21 protein-coding genes are annotated in these 26,318 nt (G+C 45.3%); 10 read left to right on the plus strand and 11 right to left on the minus strand.

Going from position 1 to position 26,318, the window contains the following annotated elements; genetic code table 11:
* Window positions 1-78: 78 nt before the first annotated feature.
* Together dnaE and K7G75_RS04835 are read right to left on the minus strand one after the other, a co-directional pair.
* Entirely contained in the window at window positions 79-4,464 is a 4,386-nt protein-coding gene (gene dnaE / locus K7G75_RS04830; RefSeq protein WP_222983086.1) for a DNA polymerase III subunit alpha, read from the minus strand.
* A gap of 142 nt (window positions 4,465-4,606) precedes the next feature.
* Window positions 4,607-5,062, minus strand: coding sequence for a ferritin-like domain-containing protein (locus K7G75_RS04835; RefSeq protein ID WP_222983087.1), 456 nt, complete (start codon window positions 5,060-5,062; stop codon window positions 4,607-4,609).
* A 261-nt stretch (window positions 5,063-5,323) separates the two neighbouring features.
* Between K7G75_RS04835 and K7G75_RS04840 the strand changes: the two genes are divergently transcribed.
* From K7G75_RS04840 to K7G75_RS04855, 4 genes are read left to right on the plus strand one after another with little or no spacing between them, the layout of a single operon-like run.
* Window positions 5,324-5,920: a 30S ribosomal protein S16 gene (locus K7G75_RS04840; RefSeq protein WP_222983088.1), complete on the plus strand. Its 597-nt coding sequence runs from the start codon at window positions 5,324-5,326 to the stop codon at window positions 5,918-5,920.
* A 10-nt stretch (window positions 5,921-5,930) separates the two neighbouring features.
* A complete protein-coding gene (rimM, locus tag K7G75_RS04845) occupies window positions 5,931-6,458 on the plus strand; it encodes a ribosome maturation factor RimM (protein ID WP_222983089.1) in 528 nt (175 codons plus the stop codon).
* A gap of 2 nt (window positions 6,459-6,460) precedes the next feature.
* Entirely contained in the window at window positions 6,461-7,174 is a 714-nt protein-coding gene (locus tag K7G75_RS04850; RefSeq protein WP_222983460.1) for a tRNA1(Val) (adenine(37)-N6)-methyltransferase, read from the plus strand.
* Between the two features lie 56 nt (window positions 7,175-7,230).
* Window positions 7,231-8,409 carry an acyl-CoA dehydrogenase family protein gene (locus K7G75_RS04855; protein WP_222983090.1) on the plus strand — a complete coding sequence of 393 codons (1,179 nt, stop codon included), beginning with the start codon at window positions 7,231-7,233 and terminating at the stop codon, window positions 8,407-8,409.
* Here the strand turns inward: K7G75_RS04855 and K7G75_RS04860 are convergent, their stop codons facing one another.
* The 8 genes from K7G75_RS04860 to hutH form a co-directional block, all read right to left on the minus strand.
* Complete coding sequence (locus K7G75_RS04860) at window positions 8,410-10,716, minus strand: FdhF/YdeP family oxidoreductase (RefSeq protein ID WP_222983091.1); 2,307 nt, start codon at window positions 10,714-10,716, stop codon at window positions 8,410-8,412. It lies immediately after the preceding gene.
* A gap of 6 nt (window positions 10,717-10,722) precedes the next feature.
* Window positions 10,723-11,091, minus strand: a complete 369-nt coding sequence (locus K7G75_RS04865) for a DUF7009 family protein (protein WP_222983092.1) — start codon at window positions 11,089-11,091, stop codon at window positions 10,723-10,725.
* Between the two features lie 201 nt (window positions 11,092-11,292).
* Window positions 11,293-14,322: a DNA polymerase III subunit alpha gene (locus K7G75_RS04870; RefSeq protein WP_222983093.1), complete on the minus strand. Its 3,030-nt coding sequence runs from the start codon at window positions 14,320-14,322 to the stop codon at window positions 11,293-11,295.
* Between the two features lie 53 nt (window positions 14,323-14,375).
* Window positions 14,376-15,590, minus strand: coding sequence for a DNA polymerase IV (dinB, locus tag K7G75_RS04875; protein ID WP_222983094.1), 1,215 nt, complete (start codon window positions 15,588-15,590; stop codon window positions 14,376-14,378).
* Between the two features lie 266 nt (window positions 15,591-15,856).
* The gene (gene hutG / locus K7G75_RS04880; protein WP_222983095.1) at window positions 15,857-16,819 is read right to left on the minus strand and encodes a formimidoylglutamase; all 963 of its coding nucleotides are present in this window, start codon (window positions 16,817-16,819) and stop codon (window positions 15,857-15,859) included.
* A gap of 2 nt (window positions 16,820-16,821) precedes the next feature.
* Window positions 16,822-18,840: a urocanate hydratase gene (locus tag K7G75_RS04885; protein WP_262420243.1), complete on the minus strand. Its 2,019-nt coding sequence runs from the start codon at window positions 18,838-18,840 to the stop codon at window positions 16,822-16,824.
* A 12-nt stretch (window positions 18,841-18,852) separates the two neighbouring features.
* On the minus strand, window positions 18,853-20,079 hold the full coding sequence (gene hutI / locus K7G75_RS04890) for an imidazolonepropionase (protein WP_222983096.1): 1,227 nt from the start codon (window positions 20,077-20,079) through the stop codon (window positions 18,853-18,855).
* 2 nt (window positions 20,080-20,081) lie between these two features.
* On the minus strand, window positions 20,082-21,662 hold the full coding sequence (gene hutH, locus K7G75_RS04895; protein WP_222983097.1) for a histidine ammonia-lyase: 1,581 nt from the start codon (window positions 21,660-21,662) through the stop codon (window positions 20,082-20,084).
* Between the two features lie 84 nt (window positions 21,663-21,746).
* Here hutH and K7G75_RS04900 point away from each other — a divergent pair, with 84 nt between their 5' ends.
* The gene (locus tag K7G75_RS04900; protein ID WP_222983098.1) at window positions 21,747-22,301 is read left to right on the plus strand and encodes a nitroreductase family protein; all 555 of its coding nucleotides are present in this window, start codon (window positions 21,747-21,749) and stop codon (window positions 22,299-22,301) included.
* Here the strand turns inward: K7G75_RS04900 and K7G75_RS04905 are convergent.
* Complete coding sequence (locus tag K7G75_RS04905; protein ID WP_222983099.1) at window positions 22,298-22,810, minus strand: DUF456 domain-containing protein; 513 nt, start codon at window positions 22,808-22,810, stop codon at window positions 22,298-22,300. The genes K7G75_RS04900 and K7G75_RS04905 overlap by 4 nt on opposite strands.
* A 123-nt stretch (window positions 22,811-22,933) precedes the next feature.
* On the opposite strand from K7G75_RS04905, the gene K7G75_RS04910 reads away from it, so the two are divergent.
* Genes K7G75_RS04910 through K7G75_RS04930 form a run of 5 tightly spaced genes read left to right on the plus strand, consistent with a single transcriptional unit; the run spans window position 22,934 to window position 26,304 of the window.
* Window positions 22,934-23,407 (plus strand): hypothetical protein, encoded by a 474-nt coding sequence (locus K7G75_RS04910; RefSeq protein ID WP_222983100.1) that lies wholly within the window; start codon window positions 22,934-22,936, stop codon window positions 23,405-23,407.
* The gene (gene ruvC, locus K7G75_RS04915; RefSeq protein ID WP_222983101.1) at window positions 23,408-23,965 is read left to right on the plus strand and encodes a crossover junction endodeoxyribonuclease RuvC; all 558 of its coding nucleotides are present in this window, start codon (window positions 23,408-23,410) and stop codon (window positions 23,963-23,965) included.
* Between the two features lie 45 nt (window positions 23,966-24,010).
* The gene (locus K7G75_RS04920; RefSeq protein ID WP_222983102.1) at window positions 24,011-24,367 is read left to right on the plus strand and encodes a four helix bundle protein; all 357 of its coding nucleotides are present in this window, start codon (window positions 24,011-24,013) and stop codon (window positions 24,365-24,367) included.
* A gap of 36 nt (window positions 24,368-24,403) precedes the next feature.
* A complete protein-coding gene (gene hemW, locus K7G75_RS04925; RefSeq protein WP_222983103.1) occupies window positions 24,404-25,558 on the plus strand; it encodes a radical SAM family heme chaperone HemW in 1,155 nt (384 codons plus the stop codon).
* Window positions 25,555-26,304 carry a cyclase family protein gene (locus K7G75_RS04930; protein WP_222983104.1) on the plus strand — a complete coding sequence of 250 codons (750 nt, stop codon included), beginning with the start codon at window positions 25,555-25,557 and terminating at the stop codon, window positions 26,302-26,304. The genes hemW and K7G75_RS04930 overlap by 4 nt, the downstream gene beginning before the upstream one ends.
* The last annotated feature ends 14 nt before the right edge of the window (window positions 26,305-26,318 follow it).

The raw sequence follows: 26,318 nt of genomic DNA on the forward strand, positions 1-26,318 counted from the left end.
AAGTTAGTCAAATATTGCCCAGCATCCTTACCGCTACTACATTCATTTTAATTATGGCACCATTGGCTTTGGTTATGCCTAATTTAATTTATAATGAATCTCGTTCGCTTCCAAAACAGATAACAACTCACTGTTTATCTTAACCTTTTGTTTTCTGCTGGAAAGCTTCAGTTTTATTTCATCCTCCATTTCATACACGACAAAATTGAGCGGATGGTCCCCTTTATACGACCTAAGCGTGTCTTTTAGGGTTTGGATGCGCTTTTCCTGAAGGCGTCCAATATCCAGTTTAATGGTCAATTTTTTGGCAAAAGAGTCCATTACATCCTGAAGCAGCTTAAAGTCATTGAACTGTAGACGGGGCTCTCCTTTTTTGCCAGTTTCCCGATTTACCCAGCCCTCTCGAACAAAGGCTTTGACGTACACGAAGGAATTGATCATCAAAAAATGTCTGAACTTCAGGTACTCCTCCCCAAAAATCCGAAACTCGTGGGTATCGGTATAATCCTCCAGCGTGAAGAGCCCCCAGCCTTTGCCATTTTTTGATATTCGGTGCTGCACATCGGTGATCACTCCCGCAACGGAAAGTTCCCGATTCACATAGTCATCCAAATTGGAAAAAACAGAAACGTTGGTATTGCAGAATGCCTTTATCTCCTTTTTGAAATCGTCCAAGGGGTGGCCCGAAATATAGATGCCCACCACTTCCTTTTCCCTGCGGAGTTTTTCCATGGTGCCCCAATCCTCACAAGGTGGAACCAAGGGTTCTGGAATTTGGACCTCGCTGGCCTCCCCAAAGAGACTGACCTGGGACGAATTCTCATTTTCCTGGAACTTGGCACCATATTTAATGGCCTTTTCCAAAAAGCTGATACCATCACCATCATGATGGAAATATTGTGCCCGATGCGTGTCTGTGAATGAGTCGAAGCCTCCGGCCAGGGCTAAGTTTTCAAAGGCCTTTTTATTGGCCGATCTTAAATCCACCCGCTTGGACAGGTCAAAGACAGATTTATAAGGGCCGTCTTTTTTACGGTTTTCCACAATGGTTTCCACCGCAGAACGGCCAACCCCCTTTATGGCACCCATGCCAAAACGAATCGCATTGTCCTTGTTGACGGCAAACTTATAATAGGATTCATTCACATCGGGTCCCAAAACCACCAATCCCATACGCTTACATTCCTCCATAAAGAAGGTTACCTGTTTTATGTCGTTCATATTGTTGGACAGGACCGCGGCCATATACTCGGCAGGGTAGTGGGCCTTCAAATAGGCGGTTTGGTATGCGATATAGGCATAACAGGTAGAGTGGCTCTTGTTGAAGGCATACGATGCGAACGCTTCCCAATCCTTCCAAATTTTCTCGAGCACCTCCCGTGGATGGCCATTTTTTTCTCCTCCGTCCAAAAACTGTGGCCTCAATTTTTGCAGTAGGGCAAATATCTTTTTCCCCATCGCTTTTCGCAGCACATCGGCATCGCCCTTGGAGAAACCGGCCAATTTTTGCGAGAGCAACATCACTTGTTCCTGATAGACTGTGATGCCGTAAGTTTCTTTCAAGTACTCTTCCATTTCGGGAAGGTCATAGGTGATTTCCTCGTCGCCATGTTTTCGGGCAATGAAACTTGGAATATATTCCATAGGACCGGGACGGTAGAGCGCATTCATGGCGATGAGGTCATCAAAAACCGTAGGTTTCAGGTTTTTCATGTGCTTTTGCATCCCAGGGGATTCGTATTGGAAAATACCAACGGTGTCGCCCCTTTGAAAAAGCTCATAGGTCTTTTCATCGTCCAGGGGAAACTCATCAGGAACCAGCTCAATACCTGTCCTTGCCTTAACGATTTTGACCGTATCCTTAATGAGAGTAAGGGTCTTTAGGCCCAAAAAGTCCATTTTGAGCAATCCGGCACTTTCCACCACGGAGTTGTCGAACTGGGTAACATACAGGTCTGAATCTTTTGCTGTGGCAACAGGCACAAAATTGGTAATATCATCCGGTGTGATGATGACCCCGCAAGCATGGATTCCCGTATTTCGGAGTGAACCTTCCAGCACACGGGCCATCTTTACGGTCTGGCCCTCTAAATCATCCCCCTCCGAAATATTGAGCAATTCATGAACTTTCTCCAGCTCATCGGAACGAAACCGTTTCTTCAGATCGGCTTCTTCCGTACCAAAAATCTTGTCCAGTTTGGACATATTGGGTATGAGCTTGGCAATCCGGTCGGCATCATTGAGAGGAAGGTCCAAAACGCGCGCCGTATCCCGAATGGAAGATTTGGCCGCCATGGTGCCGTATGTAATGATCTGGGCCACTTGGTTGGCTCCATATTTATTGATGACGTAGTCCATGACCTTGCTCCGTCCTTCATCATCAAAGTCGATATCAATATCGGGCATGGATACCCTATCCGGATTCAAGAATCGCTCAAAAAGCAGATCGTACTTTAAGGGGTCGATATTGGTTATGCCCAGGCAATAGGCGACCACGGAACCGGCTGCGGAGCCGCGTCCCGGCCCAACCGAGACACCCATGTTCCTTGCTTCACGGATAAAGTCTTCCACAATGAGAAAATAGCCTGGATAACCGGAGTTTTCTATGGTGGTCAGTTCAAAATCCACTCGCTCAAGAATGGGATCGGTGAGCTCTCCATAGCGTTTTTTCGCACCTTCCATGGTAATATGCCTCAAATAGGCATTTTCTCCGCGCTTGCCACCATCCAATTCATCCTCATTTACCTTGAATTCGTTGGGGATATCAAATTTTGGAAGCAAAATGTCGCTTGCCAGATTGAAGGGCTCTATCTTATCCACAATCTCCTTTATGTTGAGAATGGCCTCGGGAACGTCCTTAAAAAGTTCCTTCATCTCATTTGAAGACTTGAAGTAGTACTCTTGATTTGGAAGGCCATAGCGATATCCTCGACCCCGGCCTATGGGTGTAGCCTGCTTTTCCCCGTCCTTTACGCAAAGCAAAATATCGTGGGCCTCAGCATCTTTCTTATTACAATAATAGGTATTGTTTGTCGCCACCAATTTTACGTTGTGTTCCTTGCCAAACTGCATCAAAACTTGGTTCACCCGATCCTCGTCCTCTTGCCCGTGACGCATCATCTCTATATAAAGGTCATCACCAAACTGCTCTTTCCACCACAATAGGGCCTCTTCAGCCTGTTTTTCGCCCACATTCAATATCTTATAGGGGACCTCACCATACAGGTTTCCGGTAAGGGCGATGATGTTTTCCTTGTATTGCGATACAATTTTCTTGTCTATGCGTGGTACATAATAGAAACCATCGGTATAGGCAATGGACGACATTTTGGCCAGATTATGGTATCCTTTTTTGTTCTTGGCAAGCAAAACTATCTGGTGGCCGTAGTCCTTTACATTTTTATTGGTATGGTCCTCGCAAACGAAGAATTCACATCCAACTATGGGAATGATTTCTTTTGCAGGGGGTATTTCACCCGTATCCCCTAAGGATTCATTTTGTTCTTGGACGGATTTATTATGGGCCATTACTTCTTTCACAAAGTGAAAGGCCCCCATCATATTAGCATGATCGGTCAATGCAACGGCGGGCATTCCATTGTCCGCAGCGGATTTGACCAAATCCCTTATGTTGATGGTGGATTGAAGTACTGAAAACTGCGAATGATTGTGAAGATGTGCAAATGGGGCATCTTCAAGGGCTTGAATATTTACCTTGATTTCCTTAGCGGAAACTTCGCCCGTATCCTTCGCCCAAAGTGCATCTGCAATTTCCTGGGAAGCTTTTTTGAGGTTGATGTGCTTTAACCCAATGAGTTTGATCTCTTGCGGATTGACCTCTGAGAACCGTTCAAAGTAATCGGGCTGCACATCAAGTTCCTTGGCAGGGAAATGTCTTTTTCTGACCAATTCCAAAAAGCATCGTGTTGTAGCCTCCACATCGGCGGTGGCATTATGGGCTTCGGCAAAAGGTTCGCCAAATAGATGTTCGTGCAGTTCGGTAAGTGTGGGCAGCTTAAACTTTCCGCCGCGCCCCCCTGGCAATCTACAAAGTTCGGCCGTGGCCTCGGTACAGGTGTCCAGGATGGGCAGGGCGGTCAGTTTGCTCCCAACTTGCATCCTATGGAACTCGCATCCCATAATATTGATATCGAAATCCACATTTTGGCCAACCACAAATTTTGCTTTGGAAAGCGCTTTGTTGAATTCCTCTAGGACAAGGGTCAAATCCGCCCCCTTTTTTTCGGCAAGCGCGGTTGAGATGCCATGCACCTGTTCCGATTCATAGGGAATGTTGAAACCTTCGGGCCGTACCAAAAAATCTTTGTTTTCCACCAAATTTCCCATTTCATCATGCAGTTGCCAAGCAATCTGGACACATCTAGGCCAGTTGTCGGTATCTGTGATGGGAGCATCCCATCGCTTGGGCAGACCGGTGGTTTCGGTATCAAAGATCAGGTACATAAATGTTCTTAAGGATTGGAAGAAATTAAGCAATAAATGTAAGCAAGAAGATGGTTTTGGTAAAATTGAGTTTTTAGGAGTTATCAACGAAAAAAGCCAGACCTTAAAAGGTCTGGCTTTTTCCAGCTTATTTTATTCCTGATTAGGAGACCGCTTCTTCATATAGGTTGGCAGTTTGCAAGGTTTCCCTTATCATGTTTCGTTGTCGCATCAACAGGTTTTCGGTTGATGGTGGCAACACGAAGTCGGAGTCGTTGATAATGTCATTATAGGTTTCAATGGCTTCGTTTTCGCCACGACTTACTTCTTCCAACATGGCTTCATCGTCATTTGATGTAAAGAGTGATTTGAAATCGATCCATGTTCTGTGCAAGGTTCCTTTGGTGCTTCCACCTTTGTCCGGATTTTGTCCGAAAGCCTTTATTTCCTTCTTCAGCTCGTGGCCGAAATCATATCGTTGTTTGGCCCTGTTTTCAAAGAACTCCTTTATGACTTGATTGTTTGCCTTTTCTGCAACTTGCTTAAAGCCTTTTTCGGCATCATAAGTGCGTTCCAATAATTCGTTTAGTTTGTTTGAAATTTCTACTGTGTACTTCATTTAATCTACTTCATTTTAAATTAAAATGCCATTGACTCTCAATAGCTTGTATATAACTTACAGATTTTTTGACCAATTCCAAATCTGAGGGCACCTTTAATATAGTTTTAACGGGATTTGACGAAATTGTTAAAAGGATTTAACTTTTTGATTTCCTTTGGGATGCAATAAAGAAATAAATGTATATTTGCACCCGCTTAAGTAAAAAGCAGTTGAAAAGAATTAATAACCAGGGTCGGGCACCCTACAAATTAATGTGATATGCCAGTTAAGATTAGACTTCAGAGACACGGTAAAAAAGGTAAACCATTCTTTTGGGTGGTTGCCGCAGATTCCAGAGCAAAAAGGGACGGTAAATTTTTGGAGAAATTGGGAATTTATAACCCAAATACCAACCCAGCCACCATCGACATCAATGTTGACAATTCTGTAAAATGGTTGCAGCATGGGGCGCAACCAACCGATACCGCTAGGGCAATCCTATCTTACAAAGGAGTTTTGTTGAAACACCATTTGTTGGGAGGTGTTGCCAAGGGCGCACTAACCGAAGAGCAGGTGGAGGAGAAGTTCAACGCGTGGTTGGAAGAGAAAGAGAAAGCCATTCAGGCCAAAAAAGATGGTTTGGGCAAAGCAGAGGCCGACGCTCGTGCAAAAGCATTGGAAGCTGAAAAGGAGGCCAACGAGAAAAGGGCAGCTGCCGCGGTTGAAGTAGAAGAGGAGGTTGCTGAAGAAGCTGCCGAAACCACCGAAGCGGTCGCTGAGGAAGCTCCTGTGGCGGAAGAACCTGCAAAGGAAACTGCTGAGGAGGCCGTAGCCGAGGCTCCTGCCGAGGAAGAAGCTTCCAAAGAAGAAGAATAGAAATTGGACAATGCGCAAGGAGGACTGTTTCTACCTGGGCAAAGTCGTATCAAAATATAGTTTTAAGGGAGAGGTGTTGGTAAAATTGGACACCGATAACCCTGAAATCTACGAAAACATGGAATCAGTTTTTGTTTCAATGGGAAACAATCTGGTTCCATTTTTTATTGATAGATGCCGTCTGCACAAATCGAACCTGCTGCGAATCGATTTTGAAGAGGTAAAGGACGAGGCCTCTGCAGATAAGATTCTTGGATTGGAACTATATCTGCCCCTATCCTTGCTTCCACCACTCACAGGAAACAAATTTTATTTTCATGAGGTCATAGGCTTCACCTTAATGGACAAGTTGCATGGGAATATTGGTATCATCAAGGCAGTTAACGATAATGCTTCCCAAGAACTCTTTGAGGTAGAAAAGGAGGGGAAGGAGCTTTTGATACCCGTCAATGATAATTTCATAAAGGAAGTGGACCGGAAGAACCAAGTCATTCATATAGAAACGCCTGAGGGATTGGTTGATCTATATTTGAATTGATGATGGCGCACCCATTTAAATTCAAGCAATTCACCATCCACCAAGACCAATGTGCCATGAAAGTGGGAACCGATGGGGTTCTGCTAGGGGCATGGACATCGTTGGAACATAATCCCAACGCCATTTTGGATATTGGTGCAGGAACGGGTCTCATTGCCCTCCAAATGGCACAGCGCAGCAATGCCGAATTGATTGATGCCATTGAGTTGGATGATGCGGCCTATGAACAATGCGTGGCCAACTTTGAGGAATCGCCCTGGTCTGACAGACTGTTCTGTTATCATGTGGATTTCGATACCTTTGCGAACGAGATGGAAGAACACTATGATTTGATTGTCTCCAATCCACCCTTTTATGAAGAAGATGTGTCGAGTGGGAACATTTCAAGAGACAGGGCAAGACAAACCAATGCGTTACCATTTGATGGACTTGTGAGAGGGGTTGTAAAGTTGCTTGGGCCAGAAGGGCTTTTTTCCGTTATCATACCCTATAAGGAAGAAAAGGGGTTTCTTGCCATGGCTGGGGAAAATGGACTTTATCCAAAGCGGATAACCCGGGTCAAGGGCAATCCGAACAGTGAAACAAAGCGAAGTTTACTGGAAATGGGATTTTCCAAAGGATTGGCAAAAGTGGACGAATTGGTAATTGAAATGTCCCGTAATCAATACACAAATGCATATATTGAATTAACACGACCCTTTTATTTAAAAATGTAACAATGGTCGGTTAGATTGTTATATTTCATGATTATCTTTGACCAAAATTTCTGTAAATGAAGCCTGATCTATTCGAAGCTCCGGATTATTATAACCTGGATGACCTGCTATCCGAAGAGCACAAATTGGTTCGTGATGCGGCCCGACAATGGGTGAAACGGGACATTTCCCCCATTATAGAGGAGTATGCCCAGAAAGCTGAATTCCCCAAACAGATTATCGGCGGTTTGGCCGAAATAGGGGCGTTTGGACCGTACATTCCTGAGGAGTACGGGGGAGCCGGATTGGATCAGATCAGTTATGGATTGATCATGCAAGAAATCGAACGGGGCGATAGTGGGGTGCGTTCCACCGCTTCCGTGCAGTCCTCCTTGGTCATGTATCCCATTTTCACTTATGGCACCGAAGAGCAACGTAAAAAATATTTGCCCAAATTGGCAACCGGGGAGTGGATGGGCTGCTTCGGTTTGACGGAGCCCAATCACGGTTCCAATCCTGGCGGCATGGAAACCAAATACAAGGACATGGGCGACCATTATCTATTGAATGGTGCCAAATTGTGGATTTCCAATTCACCCTTTGCTGATGTGGCCGTTGTTTGGGCCAAAAATGAGGAAGGTCGTATCCACGGACTTATCGTGGAACGGGGGATGGAAGGATTTTCAACCCCGGAGACCCACAACAAATGGTCACTGCGAGCTTCTGCCACCGGCGAGTTGATTTTTGATAACGTAAAGGTCCCCAAAGAAAACTTATTGCCCAACAAATCCGGATTGGGTGCGCCGTTGGGCTGTTTGGATTCTGCCCGGTACGGAATTGCATGGGGGGCCATTGGCGCTGCCATGGACTGTTACGATACCGCGCTCCGCTATGCCAAGGAGCGTATCCAATTTGGAAAACCCATCGCAGCTTTTCAATTGCAACAAAAGAAACTGGCCGAAATGATCACCGAGATTACCAAAGCACAGTTATTGGCCTTCCGATTGGGTCAACTAAAAAATGAAGGTAGAGCTACCACGACACAAATTTCAATGGCCAAAAGAAACAATGTGGAAATGGCCATCAAAATTGCAAGGGAAGCACGACAGATTTTGGGCGGTATGGGCATCACTGGGGATTACAGCATAATGCGCCACATGATGAACCTGGAAAGTGTGATTACCTATGAAGGCACCCACGACATCCACTTGTTGATTACCGGAGCGGATATTACGGGAATACCAGCCTTTAAATAATCAATACTGCGAAATCTTTTCCACGGTAACCCTGATGGATTTACTGATGGGGGTCTGACTCTTATCCGCAAAATGATTGTACGGAACCAATAAATTGGTTTCGGGAAAATAGGCGGCCATGTTTCCTTTTGGAATTTCATAGGGAATCACGAGAAATTTTTCTGCAGTCCGTTGTATGCCATCATAATTGCTGTGAAGGTTTACCACATCCAATTTGCTCAATTGCCTATCCAGCATGTCCTTTTCGTTCATAAAAACCACCCTACGCTCGTTGTGAATGCCCCTGTAGCGATCGTTCAGGCCGTAGATGGTGGTGTTGAACTGGTCGTGGGAACGAATGGTCATCAACAGTAACTCATCAGGTTTCAGTTCATGGTCTGGCAAAGAGGTGATGGATAGTTGGGCCATGCCGTTAGGAAGCATTCTAAAATCACGATCACGCACATTATTGGGCAAATAGTACCCAAATCCTTTGGAGCGCTCGCTGGTATTTTCAAAGCCTTTTACAGTTTTGTCTATTAAGCTTCTAATTTGGTCATAATCTTGACCCAACATCTTCCAATCCATCGAATGGTTGCCCTTAAAATAGGCATCGGCCATGAGCGCAATGATCTCAGGCTCACTTTTGATATGTTTGGAAGCTGGTTTCAACAGACCTCTGCTCTGCCGAACCTTGCCCATGCTGCTCTCCATGGTCAAAAACTGAAGGTTGCCATTTTTCTCATCCTTTTCGGAACGGCCAAAAGTGGGGAGGAGCACCGCCGTCTTTCCAGTGACCAGGTGGCTTCTGTTCAATTTGGTGCTTATCTGAACCGTTAAATCACAATTTTGGATGGCTTCTGCGGTGTATTGGGTGTCCGAAGCGGCCATTAAAAAGTTCCCGCCCAAGCAAACAAAGACCTTGGCCTTTTTCTTATGCATCGCCTTAATGGCATGTACCGTATCATAGCCCGGCTCGGTGGGCGGCTCAAATTTAAGATGCTCCCGAATTTTGTCGTTCAAGCTTTGGCTTACATAGTGCATAATGCCTACAGAGCGGTCTCCCTGCACATTACTGTGGCCACGGACCGGACATGTTCCCGCAAAGGGTTTGCCCACAGCACCCTTCAACAACAAAATATTTACATATTCTTTGATGCATTCCACCGCATTTTTATGCTGGGTGAGTCCCATGGCCCAGCAAATCACTATTTTGGAATTTTCGGCCAACAGTTCAACCGTCTTGTCAATTTTGCGCATCGAAACCCCGGTTCGTTGGCGTAGACTTTCATTGTCATAGCGCAACAAGTCCTGAACCAATTCGTCATAACCATCCACATATTCCACTATGAACTCATGGTCAAGCACATTACTGTTTTTGGCATCCAGGGCTACCAGTTTTTTCAGAATGAGCTTGGCCAAAGCAATATCCTCATTGATTTTTACAGGTAGGTGTATGTCGGCTATTTGCTGGCCGCTGCCCAACATGTCCGAAACACTTTGGGGATTTTTAAAACTTACCAGACCTGTTTCGGCCAACGGATTAATGCTGATAATTTTACCGCCGTTGCGCTTACATTTTTCCAAAGCGGACAACATTCGGGGATGGTTGGTCCCTGGATTTTGTCCCACGACCAAGATGACTTCCGCACCATGAAGGTCATCCAATTTCACGGAACCTTTGCCAATACCCAAGGTCTCTGAAAGGGCCACACCCGACGATTCGTGGCACATGTTGGAGCAATCGGGCATGTTGTTGGTGCCAAAGGCACGGGCAAACATGCCATATAGGTAGGCCGCTTCGTTGCTCGATCTTCCAGAAGTGTAAAAAATGGCCTCATCTGGGTCGTCAAGTCGATGCAGTTCTTCCGCAATCAGTTCAAAAGCATCTGGCCACGAGATGAGCTCATAATGAGTACTGTTTGGTCGCAGGACCATTGGCTCCACAATGCGCCCCAATTTATTAAGCTCAAAATCACTTAAGCGGGATAGCTCCTCCACAGAATTTTTCGCAAAGAAATCCGCCGTAACATGGGCCGTGGTAGCCTCGTCGGCCAGCGCTTTGGCGCCATTTTCACAATATTCCGCAATTTTGGAGGGATGTTCCGGAACGGGCCATGCACAGCTGGGGCAGCGAAAACCGTCTTCTTGGTTCATATCCAAAAGCGCCCGCATGGAACGGACAACGCCCATTTCCTTGAAACTGTGCCGCAGGGCCTCCTTGACGCCCAATAGGCCCGCAGATGTTTGCATTGGTTTTTTAAGACGCAATCCTGTAAAATTGATATCCCCCGTAAGCGAAACGTTCCTTTTGAAATCTTTCTCCATGGTAGGTCAGGATTGAAGTTTGGGGTTGGGGTAGTTGTCGGATTGGTCCTCCATGGTATTATCAAGGCACACAAAATCTTTTTCCAATAAAAGATGAAGAATGGTACCATCCGGAAGCTTCAATTCGTGCTGAAATCCCACAAGTTCATTTTTGTGCCAGTTATTCGCCAGATGCAGGGGAACCATCAAAGTGATGTTCCCGTTCTCGAAACTGGCCGACAGATTATCAATTTGATCATTTTGGACAAGTTGATAGCACAGGTCACCCCCTGGGAATTGGGTATGGGCCATTACCTTTCCGGTTTCACAGAACTGTTTTACTTCGGATTGGGTAAGGCGATACCGGACAAAATTGTCCTTGATTCGTATTTTCATGTTTTGGGATATTGAGCATATAAGGTACAATGAAAAACAAGATTTATGAAGTTGACCACGGTTTTTTCTGCTTACACATCATTTCTTTTTATAAAAAAGAACAATCAGATACTTTTACTATGTAATTAATCAGAAAGTAATTTTTTCATTTTCATATAGTGTTCTCGTAAAAGAGTCCTCTCCTAACAGAAAGGGCTCTTTTTAGTTTGGGGCATTTTCTCTTGATTTCATATCCTCTCTGGGTTTCAAAAGTTTTTTACTCGTTTTCATATCCGCATAGCGGGGGTCGGGAATGTAGTCTTGCTTCACCATTTTTATGACCTCAATACTCAAAAAGCCAAATTCCTCCACGACTTTGCCATAAAAACGATAAATGCCCTTGCCCCGAAAATAATAATTGGCCGCCACGGGAGGGAACAATACTGTATCAAACACTTCTCCGTGTTGGTCCACCAAGGTGGCAAAGTGCATGCGCTTGCCCGTATGCGTATCTGTATTTTTTACTGTCACCAAATAGCCATAGATATCGATATGTTTGTTCAAATAGCGCTGCAAATCTTTTTGCCCATTGGAATTTTTGGGAGGTTCGACCAAAAGTTCAAAAGGACTGCACAGACAAAAGCCCAACAGTTCCAACTGTTCAAAAGCGGTTTCCAAAGTTGTGGTGTGCAGTTTGGGTATCTGGAATTTTTGATGCCGGGGCGGAAACAATTTGGGATGTTCCAAGCGGTCATTTTTGGAGAGCATCAAATGGGTTTTCCAAAGGAGCTCGTGCTTGTTGATGCCCGTAAACCGGAAGGCATCAATTCGGATAAGGATGGAAAGTTGTTCGACAGAAATAAAAACTCGGTCCAGAAAATCTTCCAACGAAACAAAATTCCCATTTTGTAGCCGTTCCCGTAAGATTCGCTCCATGACCCTGCTTTCCAAATCCCGTAGGTACATCATCCCCAAATAAATATGGGTTCCGCAAATGCGATTTACGATGATGCTGTTGTTGATGCAGGGCGGATGGATGGTGGCACCCAACATTCTGGCATCGTGGATATAGAATTCGGAACGGTAAAAACCACCCCCGTTGTTGAGCACGGCCACCATATATTCCAATGGAAAATAGGCCCTTAAAAACAAGCTCTGATAACTTTCCACAGCGTAGGAGGCCGAGTGCCCTTTGGCAAAAGCATAGCCTGCAAAACTGGCCACTTGGTTCCAGATCTCAAAAATCAGGGTATCTGCATAGCCCTTTTTTCGGCAGTTGGAGATAAACTTGTCCTTCACTTTCTGAAATTCTTCCCGCGACCGGAACTTACCGCTCATTCCCCTGCGGAGCACATCGGCCTCGCCCAGGTCCAAATCTGCAAAATGGTGGGCCACTTTAATGACATCTTCTTGGTAGACCATTACCCCGTAGGTGTCGGGCATAATGTCCAGCATCACAGGATGTGCCTTTTCTTCTGCCCGACCTTTGTTGCGGTGCCTCAAGATATATTCCCGCATCATCCCGCTTTTGGCCACTCCGGGCCGAATAATGGAACTGGCGGCGACCAATCCCAAGTAATTGTCAACCTCCAGCTTTTTGAGCAACATGCGCATGGCAGGCGATTCCACATAAAAACAACCCATGCACTGTGCCGTTTTGATGAGGTTATTAATGATACCGTCCTTTTTAAAACCCTTGATGTCATGGATGTCGACCTGTTCAAATTTCTCGGGTTGATTGTAGGCGACAATTTCCAGGGCCTCTTTGATCTTGCCCAATCCCCGTTGGCCTAAAATGTCGAATTTGTAGAGGCCTACATCTTCGGCAATCACCATATCGTACTGTGTGGTCGGAAATCCCTTGGGGGGAAGATGGGTGGCGGAAAACCAGTGCAGCGGCTTTTCACTGATCAAGATGCCCCCGGCATGGATGCTCAGATAATTGGGCTTGCCCTTGAGAAGGCTGCCATACTTCAAAACAAGTTTTGAAATCCCATCCAAGGCATCAAAGTTGTATCGGCCTTCAATTAAAAAATCAATTTCTTGTGGAGGAAGACCAAACACTTTGCCCAGCTCCCGAACAACGCCACGTTCCTTAAAGGTGACATAAGTGCCCAAAAGGGCGACATGCTCAAAGCGATTAAAAATGTATTCGGTCATGGCAGGGCGGTCCTTCCATGAAAAATCAATGTCAAAATCGGGGGGATTGGCCCGGTACAAATTGATGAACCGCTCAAAATAGAGGTCCAGCTCCATGGGGTCCACATCGGTAATGCGGAGCAAATAGGCCACAATACTGTTGGCACCACTTCCTCGGCCCACATAATAAAAGCCCCTTCGGCGGGCTTCGGAAACAATGTCCCAATTGATCAAAAAATAGGAGACAAATCCCATTCTTTTGATAAGTGCCAGTTCTTTATCCAATCGGTTTTTGATGGGGCCATCAACTTTCTCATAGCGATAGGGAAGCCCTTCATAGCATAGTTTTTCGATCAACTTTTCATCCGCTTCGACGCTCCCCGAATAACTTTTGAGGTTCTGGGGCTTTCTGCCTTTTGAAAAATCGAAATGGATGCTGCATTGCTTCAGCAGCCGCTCCGTGTTTTCCAAAATGAAGGGATATTCTGAAAAAGCGGCCGCCAAATTTTCTATGGGATACATTTTTTCATCCTCTTCGGCTTCTTCTTCCTTCGGAAGTTTGCTCAACAGTACATTGTTGTCAATCGCTCTCAACAAACGGTGGGCATTGAAATCTTGTCTGTTCCTAAAAGTGACGGGCTGTTGCACTACCAATTTGTCGCGAAATTTCATCAACCCAGAGAAAGGAAGTTTTCGGAGTTCTTTGATCGAGATTCCTATGAATTCGTTCTCCCGAAAATCCTGCAATTCGTTCAAAAGAACCTGTTCAAAGGGGTAGACGACAAAAGCATTTTTGAAATAAGGGGCCTTCTTGGGAATTTCAATCGTCCCATGGAGATGGTGCGATAAAAAAGTATTGAGCTCCAAATACCCTTCGTTGTTTTTTGCGATGCCCACAAAACGGGGTTGAACACCATTTCTAAAATCGATGCCGAGTATGGGCCGGACGTTGTATTCGGGTGCTTTTCGAACAAAGTTCAAACAGGCCGAAGTATTGTTTATGTCGGTCAACACCAACTGGGTCACATGGTTTTGTTGGGCCAGTTGTAGGAGTTCCTTTTCGGAAAAAGTCCCGAAGCGCATGCTGTAATATGTGTGGCAATTGAGATACAATTTTCAGTTGTCAATAATCAATTATCTGTAGTTCATTGCTCATTGAAGATTGTTCATTGTTTTCGATGTGCCAGTACCACGGGCGGCAATCCATTGAAGGGGTTGTGCATTCGGCCAATGGTCTTCGCTCCCATGGCCGAGGCCCTAAAAATGCTCCGGTCTCCAAAGCGGTTCCGAACCCTGTCCATGGCATTATATAGGTTCAGGGTCTCTTCGGTATCCTCAAAAAGGTTGATCTGATAATTACCCGATACCAGATGGCTGAAACGAATCCCGATCAAGCGCACCAACATCCGCTTGTTGTATAGCCCTCGGAACAAATCCAAGATCTTGGGTATAAGGATATGATCGGCACTGGTGTATGGAATCCGTAGCTGCTTGGAATAGGTGTTGAAATCGGAATACCGGATTTTTACCGCAATACAGGCCGTCAACTTGTCGCCTCTTCGGAGTTGATAGGCCAAATTTTCGGTCATGGCGATAAGGATGCCCTGGAGCTTGGTTACGTCAATCGTGTCACGGTCAAAGGTGCGTTCCGTCGATATGGATTTTCGATCATGGAATGGGATGACAGGGGTGTTGTCAATGCCGTTGGCCCTTTTCCAGATTACGGTCCCGTTGGCCCCCAGCACCCGTTGTATAATGTCCATTGGCATTTCCTGTATGGTCTGTACTTTTCGGATGCCCAGATTTCTAAGGGTCTGATAGGTTTTATCGCCTACCATGGGAATTTTTTTGATGGACAAAGGCGCCAAGAAGGGCTTTTCTTGCCCAAAATCTATTTTGAGTTGATTGTTGGGCTTGGCCTCGTTCGTGGCCACTTTGGAAACCACTTTGTTCACCGATAGGCCAAAAGAGATGGGCAGACCGGTCTCCCGGATAATTTTCTGCCGCATTTCTGAGGCATATTTGTAGCATCCAAAAAAGCGGTCCATGCCCGAGAGGTCGGCATAAAACTCATCAATGCTCGATTTTTCAAAAAGGGGCACATGCTCCTTGATGATTTCGGTGACCACATCGGAATACTTGCTGTAGGTGCCTGCATTGCCCCGGATCACTACCGCTTCAGGACAAAGTTCCTTGGCCATTTTCATGGGCATGCCCGAATGCACGCCAAAGCCGCGGGTCTCATAACTGCATGCGGCCACTACGCCACGATCGCTGGTGCCACCCACCAATAGGGGCTTGTTCTTGAGCTCCGAATTGATGATGCGCTCCACGGATACGTAAAAAGTATCCAGATCAAGATGTAAAATGGTCTTTTTCATTGTTCAGTTGAAGGAAAGCTAATTTATGGAATAATTCCTATAAAATGGATTTATTCCAAAAAATAAACACAAATATGATCAACTGTCATTTTTCAAAAAAATCATCATATCTTTGCCGCGTTGTGTTGGATTTCAGTCCGCAGGATTGAAATCAGGTTAAAGCATCGAAGTATGCTAACCAATGAAAGGCTTTCCTTTTGGAAGGCTTTTTTTGTTTGTGATCTCGACTGTGCCCGATCTGACAAACTATACCGATATCAATTTCCTTAACTATTGTGGGCCACGTAGTGCACCAAAGAGGCGGCCAATTTTGCCGTTTGTCCATCCACATCATATCGGGGGTTCATCTCCGCAATATCCAGACTGATCAATTTTCCAGAGGCCATGATGGTCTTTAAGCATTCAATGACAATGCGGGGCATGAAACCCATGGGAGAGGCAGCGCTCACCCCGGGAGCGAAGGCTGAGGAAAATCCATCCAAATCTATGGTCACATACACATGGTCCACATTATTGATGAAGGCGTTGATCCAGGTGTTGATTTCCTCCAAAAAGTGCATTTGAAAGGTATCGGACATCACATAAACGACATCCATGTCCTTGGCCGTTTGAAACAGTTCCCTATCGTTGGCATCCTTTCGAATTCCCAGGCATAGGTAATTGAAATCAATATTTTCTTTTTCACAATCCTTGGCTATTTGATAAAAAGGAGTTCCGGAATTGCCACGGTCCGTATTTTTTCGGAGGTCAAAATGCGCATCAAAATTGATTATGCCCATGCTCTGGCCTTTCTTCTTTGAATCCAAATAGTGCTTGATTCCCCGATAATGTCCATAGGCCACATCGTGCCCACCACCCAAAACAATGGGGAACTGTTTTTTCATGAGAAGTGATGAAACTGCATCGGCAAGTTCATTTTGTGCGGCTTCCATATCACCATCCTTGCAGGTAATGGACCCTATGTCGTGCAAAACGGTGTGACTTGCCAGATGGTTTGGCATTTTGCCAATGCTTTTTTTGATGGCATCCGGACCTTCAACGGCCCCAATTCTCCCTTGATTGCGCCGCACGCCTTCATCGCAGGCATAACCCAAAAGGGCAATGGACTTTTTCTGTGCCTCGGGAATTTCTTGCAATGGGGTACAGTGTACTTTTTCGTGCAGATACAGCCATTTGTTGGATGCTCTTCCGGTCCAAAGGTCTTTTTTTGGTGCTTCGTAATGTTCCATTTTCATTTAAAAAGGTCGTCCAAAATTTCTGGTTCCACCATGTTGGGGAGGGTCACTTTTAAGTTTGAGGTACGTTCCATTTCACGTTTTATGGCGAATAGTGCTTCTTTGTTCCGGGCCCAGCTTCTTCTGGAAATGCCATTGTTCACATCGTAGAACAACATACTTTTCAATCGGTCAGAAGCTTCCTTGGAGCCATCCAGCACCAAACCGAACCCCCCATTGATCACTTCGCCCCAACCGACACCGCCACCGTTGTGGATGGAGACCCAGGTCGCTCCGCGAAAGCTGTCCCCGATTACATTGTGTATGGCCATATCGGCGGTGAATTGACTGCCATCGTAAATATTACTGGTCTCCCTAAAGGGAGAATCGGTGCCACTGACGTCGTGGTGGTCCCTGCCCAACACTACGGGGGCGCTTATTTCCCCTTCCGCAATGGCCGTGTTGAAGGCATCGGCAATTTTACTGCGCCCCTCGGCATCGGCATACAGGATTCGTGCTTGCGAACCAACCACCAATCGGTTTTGTTCTGCTTCCGAGATCCATTTGATGTTGTCCTGCATCTGTTGTTGGATTTCTTCGGGTGCAACGGCCTTGATGTTTTTCATTACTTGGAGGGCAATAGCATCCGTTTTTTGGAGATCTTTTGGGTCTCCCGACGTACAGACCCATCGAAATGGCCCAAAGCCATAATCAAAACACATGGGACCCAAAATGTCCTGTACATAGGAGGGATACCTGAAATCTACTTTGTTTTCGGCCATGACGTCTCCACCGGCACGGGACACTTCCAATAAAAAGGCATTGCCATAATCAAAAAAATAGGTTCCCTTGGCAGTGTGCTTATTGATGGCATTGATTTGTCGCCGGAGGGATTCCTGTACTTTTTCTTTGAATTTTGCAGGATTTTCCACCATCATGGCGTTGGATTCTTCAAAAGTGATTCCAACAGGATAATATCCCCCTGCCCAAGGATTGTGCAGCGAGGTCTGGTCCGATCCCAAGTGCACAAAAATGTCTTCCTCATCAAACCTTTCCCAAACATCCACCACATTGCCAATGTAGGCCAATGAAACCACTTCTTCGTTTGCAATGGCGGTTCTGGTTCGGTCCACAAGCGTATCCAAATCTTCAATAAGCTCGTCCACCCACCCTTGCTGATGGCGTTTTTTGGCGGCTTCAGGATTTACCTCGGCACAAACGGTGATGCATTCCGCAATATTTCCCGCTTTGGGCTGGGCCCCGCTCATCCCTCCCAATCCGGCAGTCAGGAAAACTTTCCCCTCCGGGAATTGATTCCTGTTCAGTACCTTTCTGAAAGCGTTCATTACGGTGATGGCCGTGCCATGAACGATGCCCTGCGGACCAATGTACATGTATGAACCAGCGGTCATTTGACCATATTGGGTCACGCCCAAGGCGTTGTATTTTTCCCAGTCATCTGGCTTTGAATAGTTGGGAATCATCATGCCGTTGGTCACAACGACTCTTGGTGCTTCCTTTGAAGAAGGAAACAATCCCATAGGGTGGCCCGAATACACGTGTAGCGTCTGTTCCTCGGTCATTTCGGCCAAATATTTCATGGTCAATAGGTATTGGGCCCAGTTTTGAAATACAGCTCCATTACCTCCGTAGGTAATCAATTCTTCTGGATGTTGTGCCACGGCAGTATCCAGATTGTTCTGGATCATCAGCATAATTGCAGCAGCTTTTTTGGTCTTGGCCGGATATTCGGCAATGGGCCGGGCATATATCTTGTACTCCGGTTTGAACCTGTGCATGTAAATCCTTCCGAAGGTTTTCAGTTCGTTGGCAAATTCTGGAGCCAGTTCTTTGTGCCAAGTCTTTGGAAAATATCGAAGTGCATTTTGAACGGCCAGTTTTTTTTCTTCTTTGGAAAGGATATCCTTGCGTTTGGGGGCAGGATTTCCGTTTTTGGGATATTCCTTCTTAGGTGGAAGTTGTGTTGGAATCCCCTGTACTATTTGTGCTTGAAAATTGATCAATGTCGTTGTCATTTCTTTTTCATTTTAAAAAATGGGTGCACCATTTTTCCAAACGTGGCTAGGTTTCATTTGCCCTTGATGATAGGTGATTTCCTGATAATTTTCCGTTGGAAAAACTACAAAATCGGCCCTAGTGCCGGGTTCTAATTTCCCCCTGTCGGATAGGCGCAGTGCGGCAGCGGCCCTAAACGTTATTCCGGATAAAACTTCCGTATTGGACAGCTTTTCAAAAGTGCCCAGAATACTTGCTTGGGCCAATAGGTCTCCCATGGGTGCCGAACCCGGATTATGATCACTGGCTATGGACAAAGCCCCCCCAGCATCCAAAATTTTGCGAGCTGGGGTGTAGGCACATCCCAAGCCAAGGGAAGCTCCCGGCAAGGCAGTTGCTATGGTATTGCTCTGGGCCAAAAGCCGAATTTCTTTTTCGGTACTCGCTTCCAAATGGTCAGCACTGACAGCTCCAAAATCAACGGCCACCTGACTGCCCCCTGTGGTAAATTGGTCGGCATGCACCGTGATGTCAAATCCCATTTCCTTGGCTTTTTGAAAGTACGGTTTGATTTCCTCTGCAGAAAATGCACTTTCCTCTACGAAGGCATCTACCCTGTTTGCCAAATTTTCCTTCTTTATAATGGGGAACAATTCATTAATGATCACGTTCAGATATGCTTCGCCCTGATTCCAATCCTTTGGTTTCATGTGTGCTGCCAAACAGGTGGGAACCAGGTCTATCTTTGTTTTTGAGTTGGCTTGTTTGATGGCACGGAGCATTTTTAATTCTTCATCCACCGAAAGTCCATAACCGCTTTTTACTTCTATGGTCGTAATTCCATTTTTTAGATGTTTCTCGCTTCGGTAAACAATCCCTTCCCCCAACTCTTTTTGCGAAGCTTTTCGGGTCTGTGTTACCGTATCCCAAATACCGCCACCGGCCTTGGCGATTTCCAAATAGGTTTTTCCCGCATTTCGATAGGCATAGTCCCTCGCACGGCTCCCTGCAAAGCAGATGTGGGTATGGGAATCTACAAATCCGGGCAGGCAAACGTTCTTCCCCTCCAACGGATGGATTTGGACCTCATTGGATCTTAGATCTTCAAACAATCCAATTTTTAGGATTTTTCCTTTGGAAACCACTAGTCCGCCATTTTGGATCACAGGCAATTGCCCATCGTTCAATGCACCCTTTAAGGGCAATCCCGTCATGGGAAGCAGTTGTGTAAATGGTCCTATCAGGATGGGTTTGTCCATTTTTAGTATGTTTCAAATTCTTCAATATGTGGCGCGTCCCACCGAAGTTCATTGTCTTTCATCACGTGTTCCACAAGGAGGATTATCTCGCCCTTTTGAATCATCTCGATTCCTTTTTCAATGTCATCTGCGAAAACCCGATCATTCTTGGCAAAAGTAACCCGGGTGCGGATGAATTGGTGGACTTCGTCCAACAATAGCCCAGATTTGAGTGGTTTTCTATATTCAAAGGCTTGGGCTGCTGTCAAAAGTTCAATGGCCAATATCTTTTCTACATTTTCTATGATCTGAAGGGCTTTTCGACCACTGATGGATCCCATGCTCACATGATCTTCCTGACCCAATGAGGTGGGAATACTGTCTGCACTCGATGGAAAACACAACCCCTTGTTTTCGCTGGCCAAGGCAGCCGAGGTATATTGCAAGATCATATACCCAGAATTTATTCCAGTGTCTTCCATAAGCAATTTAGGCACTCCAGGACTGTTGCCTTCCAACGCAAGATAAATTCTTCGGTCCGAAATATTCCCAATCTCCGAAGCGGCCAGTGCAGCATAGTCCAAAGCCATTGCCAAGGGCTGCCCATGGAAATTACCGCCACTAATGGTGAGCTCTTCATTGATGATGACAGGATTGTCCGTCACGGAATTCAGTTCAATCTCCAAAAGTTCCTTTAGGTGTAACCACGCATTTCTGGATGCGCCGTGCACTTGTGGCATGCAACGTAACGAATAAGGGTCCTGTACCCGTTCACAGTCGATATGGTCCTCCAAAATTTCTGAACCTTGGAGCAATGTCCGTATACGCCCCGCCACATGCTGATTGCCCTTGAAAGGACGAAGCTGGTGTAAATCTTCAAGAAAAGGTTTCATGGAACCTTGCAGGCCTTCCAGCATCATGGCGCCTATAATGTCGGCATGCTTTAAGGCATATTGCAGCTTTTTGACCACCAACACACCATGTGCGGCTATAAATTGGGTGCCATTTATAAGGGCCAAACCTTCCTTGGGCCCAAGTTCTATGGGTTGAAGGCCTGTTTTTTGGAACAGTATTTCGGTGGAGATGGTATTTCCCAGATAATTAACCTTGCCAAGACCTATAAGGGGAAGGAACAAATGGGAAAGGGGTGCCAAATCTCCTGAAGCCCCTACGGAGCCTTGGGAGGGAACCACAGGAATGGCATCATTGTCGATATGCCACTTGATTCTTTCCAACGTTTCCATCCGAATACCGGAAAAGCCCTTGGCCAAGGCATGTGCCTTTAGAATTAGCATCAATTTTGCCAATTCGGCAGAGATGGGTTCCCCAACACCCACGCTGTGGCTTTGCAGAATATTTCGCTGCAGTATTCGGGTCTCTTCTTTGGAAACGCTTGTGGTGCAAAGCGGTCCAAACCCCGTATTGATTCCATAAACTGGGTGTTCCCTTTCAACAATGCGGTTCACAATTTCACTGCTCTCATGAACACGCCTTCGGGTTTCTTCGGAAAAGGTGGCTTGCAGTTTTCCGCGAGCAATGGAAATGGCAATCTTGGCGGTCAAGTGACCTTCACCGTACAGAAAATTGGTATGGCTGTCTTTCATTAAGAAAACGATTTCGTAGGGCTAAAAGTATTCATTAAGTTTGACATAAACGAGTCAAAAACCATTTCAAAAAAGATACATCCGATGATATTTGAAACCATAAAGAAAAGAAGATCTGTTTTCCCGGTTCAGTACAATGATGAGCCCATTTCCAAAGAAACCATTGAACTACTTCTTGAAGCGGCCAACTGGGCACCCACACATAAAAAGACCGAACCTTGGCGGTTTAAGGTGCTCATGGGAGAATCGAAAGCGAAGTTGGGACTGTTCCTTTCCTATAAGTATATGGACACGGAGCCAAATCCCAAGCAGATTAAAACAAGGAAATTGATGGAGAACCCAAAACGAGCCGCGGCCGTTATCGTCATTTGCATGCAACGCGACCCAAAAGAAAGTGTGCCCGAATGGGAAGAAGTCGCCGCAACCGCAATGGCAGTACAGAATATGTGGCTATGCTGTTCGGAAATGGGGATAGGTTGCTATTGGAGCTCCCCAGGACTCATTAAATATATGGACGAGTTCTTTGATTTGAAAGCCGGTGAAAAGTGCTTGGGATTTTTCTACATCGGGCATTATGATGATGAAATACCCGAGGGGGTCAGGGGTCCAATTTCGGAAAAAGTGGAGTGGATAGATTAACCGAACTGAAATATTTCGCCAGCATTCTTTATGGTCAGATAGACATAGAAAATTGCATAAAATACGGTGACTACCAATTTCATAAAGGTTCCGGTCAAAAAACCCAAAAATGAACCAAAGGCCGCCTTGAGGGCGGTTTTTTGATTGGCCTTGTTCAAAAGTTCCCCGACCAAAGCTCCGATAAATGGCCAAATAATGATTCCAAATGGACCAAAGATGGGAACAAATATGGCCACCAACAGCCCAACAATGGTCCCCCACATGCCCGCCTTGCTCCCGCCGAACCTTTTGGTGCCCATAGCAGGGATCACATAATCCATTACGGTTATGAAAAGTGCAATGAACAGCGTAATGCCCAGAACCCACCAATCGTCTGTAACGGCTTTGGTCAAATACAGTAAAAGCAGCCCTATCCAACTCAGGGGTGGACCGGGAAGCACGGGAAGAAAACTGCCTAGGATGCCAGCAAGCATCAAAATGAATCCCAAGAGGGTAAGGGCAATGTCCATATATTTTTGATTGTTAGACAAATTTAGGAAGGAATTGTTACATGGACTCTGCCTCATGACAGATAAGAACATCGATCAAAATCATTAAAAAATCGTAATTTCAACCAAATTCTTGGGGTTGCCATGAGGAAGTATCTGTTCTTGATCTGTTTGGGTATGTTCGTGTCCTGCGAACTGTTCATGTCCAAAGAAGATAAGGCCCAAAAAATAGTGAACGAAGAACTCTTGGCCATCGATTGGAACGATGTGGATCACTACCCGCTTTTTGAGGAATGCGATGAAACGGCCCTCAAACCCCAACAAAAAGAATGTTTCCAAAACGTCCTTTTGGGGCATTTTTCCAAAGCGTTGGACAGTCTCCATTTTCAAGTGGAGGAAAACCTGAACGATACCGTTTTTGTTGATTTTGAAATTGATGAGCACGGTTTCATTTCCATTAGGAATGTTGAGGAAAAAACAGCAGTTTTCAACCAGATAGAAAACTTCAAATCGGAGGTTACCGCACGGCTGAACGATTTTACGGTGAAACCGGCGGTAAAAAGGGGAATTCCGGTGAGCATACGCTTTCGCCTTCCTTTGGTATTAAGCACGGATTAAGTGGCAACAGAAAAAATTATTTTGGGAATAGATCCCGGCACCACGGTAATGGGCTTTGGCATAATTAAGGTGGTCAACAAACAGATGCACTTTGTGCAAATGAACGAATTGATGCTCAGAAAGTACGGTGATCCCTACACCAAACTCAAACTTATTTTTGACCGGACCATAGAACTTATCGACACCTTCCATCCCGATGAGATTGCCATTGAAGCTCCTTTTTATGGTAAAAATGTGCAATCCATGTTAAAATTGGGCCGTGCACAGGGGGTGGCCATGGCCGCTGGACTATCTCGACAGATTCCCATTACTGAATATATGCCCAAAAAGATAAAAATGTCCATTACCGGGAATGGAAATGCCAGCAAGGAACAAGTGGCCAAAATGCTGCAAAGCGTTCTCAAGCTCAAAACACTTCCCAACAATTTGGACAGTACGGATGGATTGGCCGCCGCGGTGTGCCATTTTTATAACGAAGGAAGGGTGGATGTTGGCAAAAACTATACTGGTTGGGAGGCTTTTGTGAAGCAGAATCCTAAAAAGGTAAATGACCAATAACCAATGAACAATTGACAATATTATCCCAATCTAAAACCTACTTTTATGGAAAAGGACAACCCTTTATTGAACAAGTCGTATCATTTTGCGCTGATAATTGTAAGATTGTATAAGAAGATTGTTGTTGAGAAACGTGAATATGTTTTGTCTAAGCAAATGCTTCGGTCAGGCACATCCATCGGCGCAAATATTTCGGAAGCTAATGGTGCAATTTCCACTGCTGACTTTTCTGCCAAAATATCCATTGCCTATAAAGAAAGCTTGGAGGTGAAATATTGGCTATCCTTAATGGAGGACTCAGGGTATATTGACCAAACCGATGCACAGAAATTGCTAACCAAGGCTGATGAGCTTTCAAAAATCATGTTTTCCATTTTGAAAACAACTAGGATAGGTAAATGATTATTGTGAATTGTTCATTGTTAATTGAAAATTGAAATGAGCGGAATTTACATCCACGTGCCATTTTGCAAACAGGCATGCCATTATTGCGACTTTCATTTTTCCACCCAAATGGACAAAAGGGAACAGATGGTCCGTATGCTCCAAAAGGAAATAGAGCTTCGCAAAGATGAACTTCAGCACCATGAAGTCGAGACGATCTATTTTGGGGGTGGTACGCCTTCAGTTCTGAATTTGGATGAAATAAAAGTGCTTATCGCCACTGTTTATGAACATTATAAGGTGGTCGATAATCCTGAAATAACCCTTGAGGCCAACCCCGACGATTTGGTTTCATCCCGAACACAATCGAGCAATGTTTTTCAGGGATATGGAAAAGTCGGAATCAACCGATTGAGCATCGGTATCCAATCTTTTTTTGATGAAGATTTGAAATTCATGAATCGGGCCCATAATGCCATCGAAGCGGAAAAATGCATCATTGGGGCCAAGGAACACTTCGAAAACATATCCATCGACCTTATTTACGGAGTACCCGGAATGGATAATGATCGCTGGAAGGCCAATATTGGGAAAGCACTGAAATTTCAATTGCCCCATATCTCCAGTTATGCATTGACCGTCGAACCCAGAACGGCCTTAAAAAAGTTCATTGAAAAAGGGATTGTTCCCGATGTGGATGATGCCCAGGCCGAGCGGCAGTTCCACATTTTATTGGAAATGTTGGAAAAAGACGGCTACGTAAACTACGAAATTTCAAATTTTGGCAAACCCGGCTTTTTTTCAAAGAACAATACTTCGTATTGGCAGGGCAAAACATATATTGGCATTGGCCCCTCGGCCCATTCTTTTGACGGGACACAAAGGGGATGGAATGTTCGCAACAATATCAAATACATCAAGACTTTGGAAAAGGGTGAATTGCCAATAGAAAAAGAGTCATTGTCCATAACAGACCAATACAACGAATATGTGATGACAGGACTGCGCACCATTTGGGGCGTTTCAAAAGAGCAGGTCAGGGACCGATTTGGAAAACAATACTTGAATTATTTAAACGTGCAGTCCCAAAGGTTTTTGGATGCCCATTTACTTTTTGAGGATGAGGGCCGTTTGCTCGCCACCAAAAGAGGAAAGTTTTTGGTGGATGGGATTGCAAGTGACCTGTTTATGCTTAATTTGGGTCAATGATTGCCAAAATAAAGCACAACTCCGAAGAATTTAAGATAGATCTATCCAAACCCCTGGATATTTCAATTCCGTTGACCGGCAATGATGATAATGTGAATGCCTGGTACCTGGACCCTCCCAAAATAGAACCGCACACGGATGGTGATTTTATAGGCAAGGTATCGGAAGGAGCTTCCACAAATTTTAATGATGTCTGGTTCAACCCCCATTCCCACGTAACCCATACCGAGTGCCTGGGACACATCACAGATGCGTTCCATTCCATCAACCAAAAGCTAAAACAATTTTTCTTTTTGGCAGAAGTAATAACCGTGATGCCTGAGCAGTCAGGAAAGGATTTTGTCATCTTAGTAAAGCAATTGAGGGATGCCTTGGGAAACAAAAAACGTGAGGCGGTCGTGATTCGAACTTTGCCCAACCCCATCGAAAAAAAATCCAGGGACTACTCGAACACCAATCCGCCCTATTTGATGGAAAGTGCCTTGGACCTTTTGGTGAAAAAGGGCGTGGAGCATTTGCTCGTGGATCTACCTTCGGTGGATAAGGAAAAGGATGGCGGAGCCCTGTTGGCCCATAAAGCATTTTGGAACGTAAATGGAAAGCCCAGGACCCGCGCTACGATTACCGAATTTATTTTTGTGCCGGATAGCGTAAAGGATGGTACATACTTTTTGAATTTGCAGGTGGCACCGTTCGAAAATGACGCCAGTCCGAGCAGGCCGGTATTATATCGGATTTTGGAATGAGAAAATGTCCACAA

The sequence above is a fragment of the Flagellimonas meishanensis genome (assembly GCF_019880545.1).
In the GTDB taxonomy this organism is placed as follows: domain Bacteria; phylum Bacteroidota; class Bacteroidia; order Flavobacteriales; family Flavobacteriaceae; genus Flagellimonas; species Flagellimonas meishanensis.

What these genes read in the sequence shown, in the direction of transcription:
- dnaE (WP_222983086.1), bottom strand. Translation starts at nt 4,464, where the DNA reads ATGTACCTGATCTTTGATACCGAAACCACCGGTCTGCCCAAGCGATGG.
- K7G75_RS04835 (WP_222983087.1), bottom strand. Translation starts at nt 5,062, where the DNA reads ATGAAGTACACAGTAGAAATTTCAAACAAACTAAACGAATTATTGGAA.
- K7G75_RS04840 (WP_222983088.1), top strand. Translation starts at nt 5,324, where the DNA reads ATGCCAGTTAAGATTAGACTTCAGAGACACGGTAAAAAAGGTAAACCA.
- rimM (WP_222983089.1), top strand. Translation starts at nt 5,931, where the DNA reads ATGCGCAAGGAGGACTGTTTCTACCTGGGCAAAGTCGTATCAAAATAT.
- K7G75_RS04850 (WP_222983460.1), top strand. Translation starts at nt 6,461, where the DNA reads ATGGCGCACCCATTTAAATTCAAGCAATTCACCATCCACCAAGACCAA.
- K7G75_RS04855 (WP_222983090.1), top strand. Translation starts at nt 7,231, where the DNA reads ATGAAGCCTGATCTATTCGAAGCTCCGGATTATTATAACCTGGATGAC.
- K7G75_RS04860 (WP_222983091.1), bottom strand. Translation starts at nt 10,716, where the DNA reads ATGGAGAAAGATTTCAAAAGGAACGTTTCGCTTACGGGGGATATCAAT.
- K7G75_RS04865 (WP_222983092.1), bottom strand. Translation starts at nt 11,091, where the DNA reads ATGAAAATACGAATCAAGGACAATTTTGTCCGGTATCGCCTTACCCAA.
- dinB (WP_222983094.1), bottom strand. Translation starts at nt 15,590, where the DNA reads ATGAAAAAGACCATTTTACATCTTGATCTGGATACTTTTTACGTATCC.
- hutG (WP_222983095.1), bottom strand. Translation starts at nt 16,819, where the DNA reads ATGGAACATTACGAAGCACCAAAAAAAGACCTTTGGACCGGAAGAGCA.
- K7G75_RS04885 (WP_262420243.1), bottom strand. Translation starts at nt 18,840, where the DNA reads ATGACAACGACATTGATCAATTTTCAAGCACAAATAGTACAGGGGATT.
- hutI (WP_222983096.1), bottom strand. Translation starts at nt 20,079, where the DNA reads ATGGACAAACCCATCCTGATAGGACCATTTACACAACTGCTTCCCATG.
- hutH (WP_222983097.1), bottom strand. Translation starts at nt 21,662, where the DNA reads ATGAAAGACAGCCATACCAATTTTCTGTACGGTGAAGGTCACTTGACC.
- K7G75_RS04900 (WP_222983098.1), top strand. Translation starts at nt 21,747, where the DNA reads ATGATATTTGAAACCATAAAGAAAAGAAGATCTGTTTTCCCGGTTCAG.
- K7G75_RS04905 (WP_222983099.1), bottom strand. Translation starts at nt 22,810, where the DNA reads ATGGACATTGCCCTTACCCTCTTGGGATTCATTTTGATGCTTGCTGGC.
- K7G75_RS04910 (WP_222983100.1), top strand. Translation starts at nt 22,934, where the DNA reads ATGAGGAAGTATCTGTTCTTGATCTGTTTGGGTATGTTCGTGTCCTGC.
- K7G75_RS04920 (WP_222983102.1), top strand. Translation starts at nt 24,011, where the DNA reads ATGGAAAAGGACAACCCTTTATTGAACAAGTCGTATCATTTTGCGCTG.
- hemW (WP_222983103.1), top strand. Translation starts at nt 24,404, where the DNA reads ATGAGCGGAATTTACATCCACGTGCCATTTTGCAAACAGGCATGCCAT.
- K7G75_RS04930 (WP_222983104.1), top strand. Translation starts at nt 25,555, where the DNA reads ATGATTGCCAAAATAAAGCACAACTCCGAAGAATTTAAGATAGATCTA.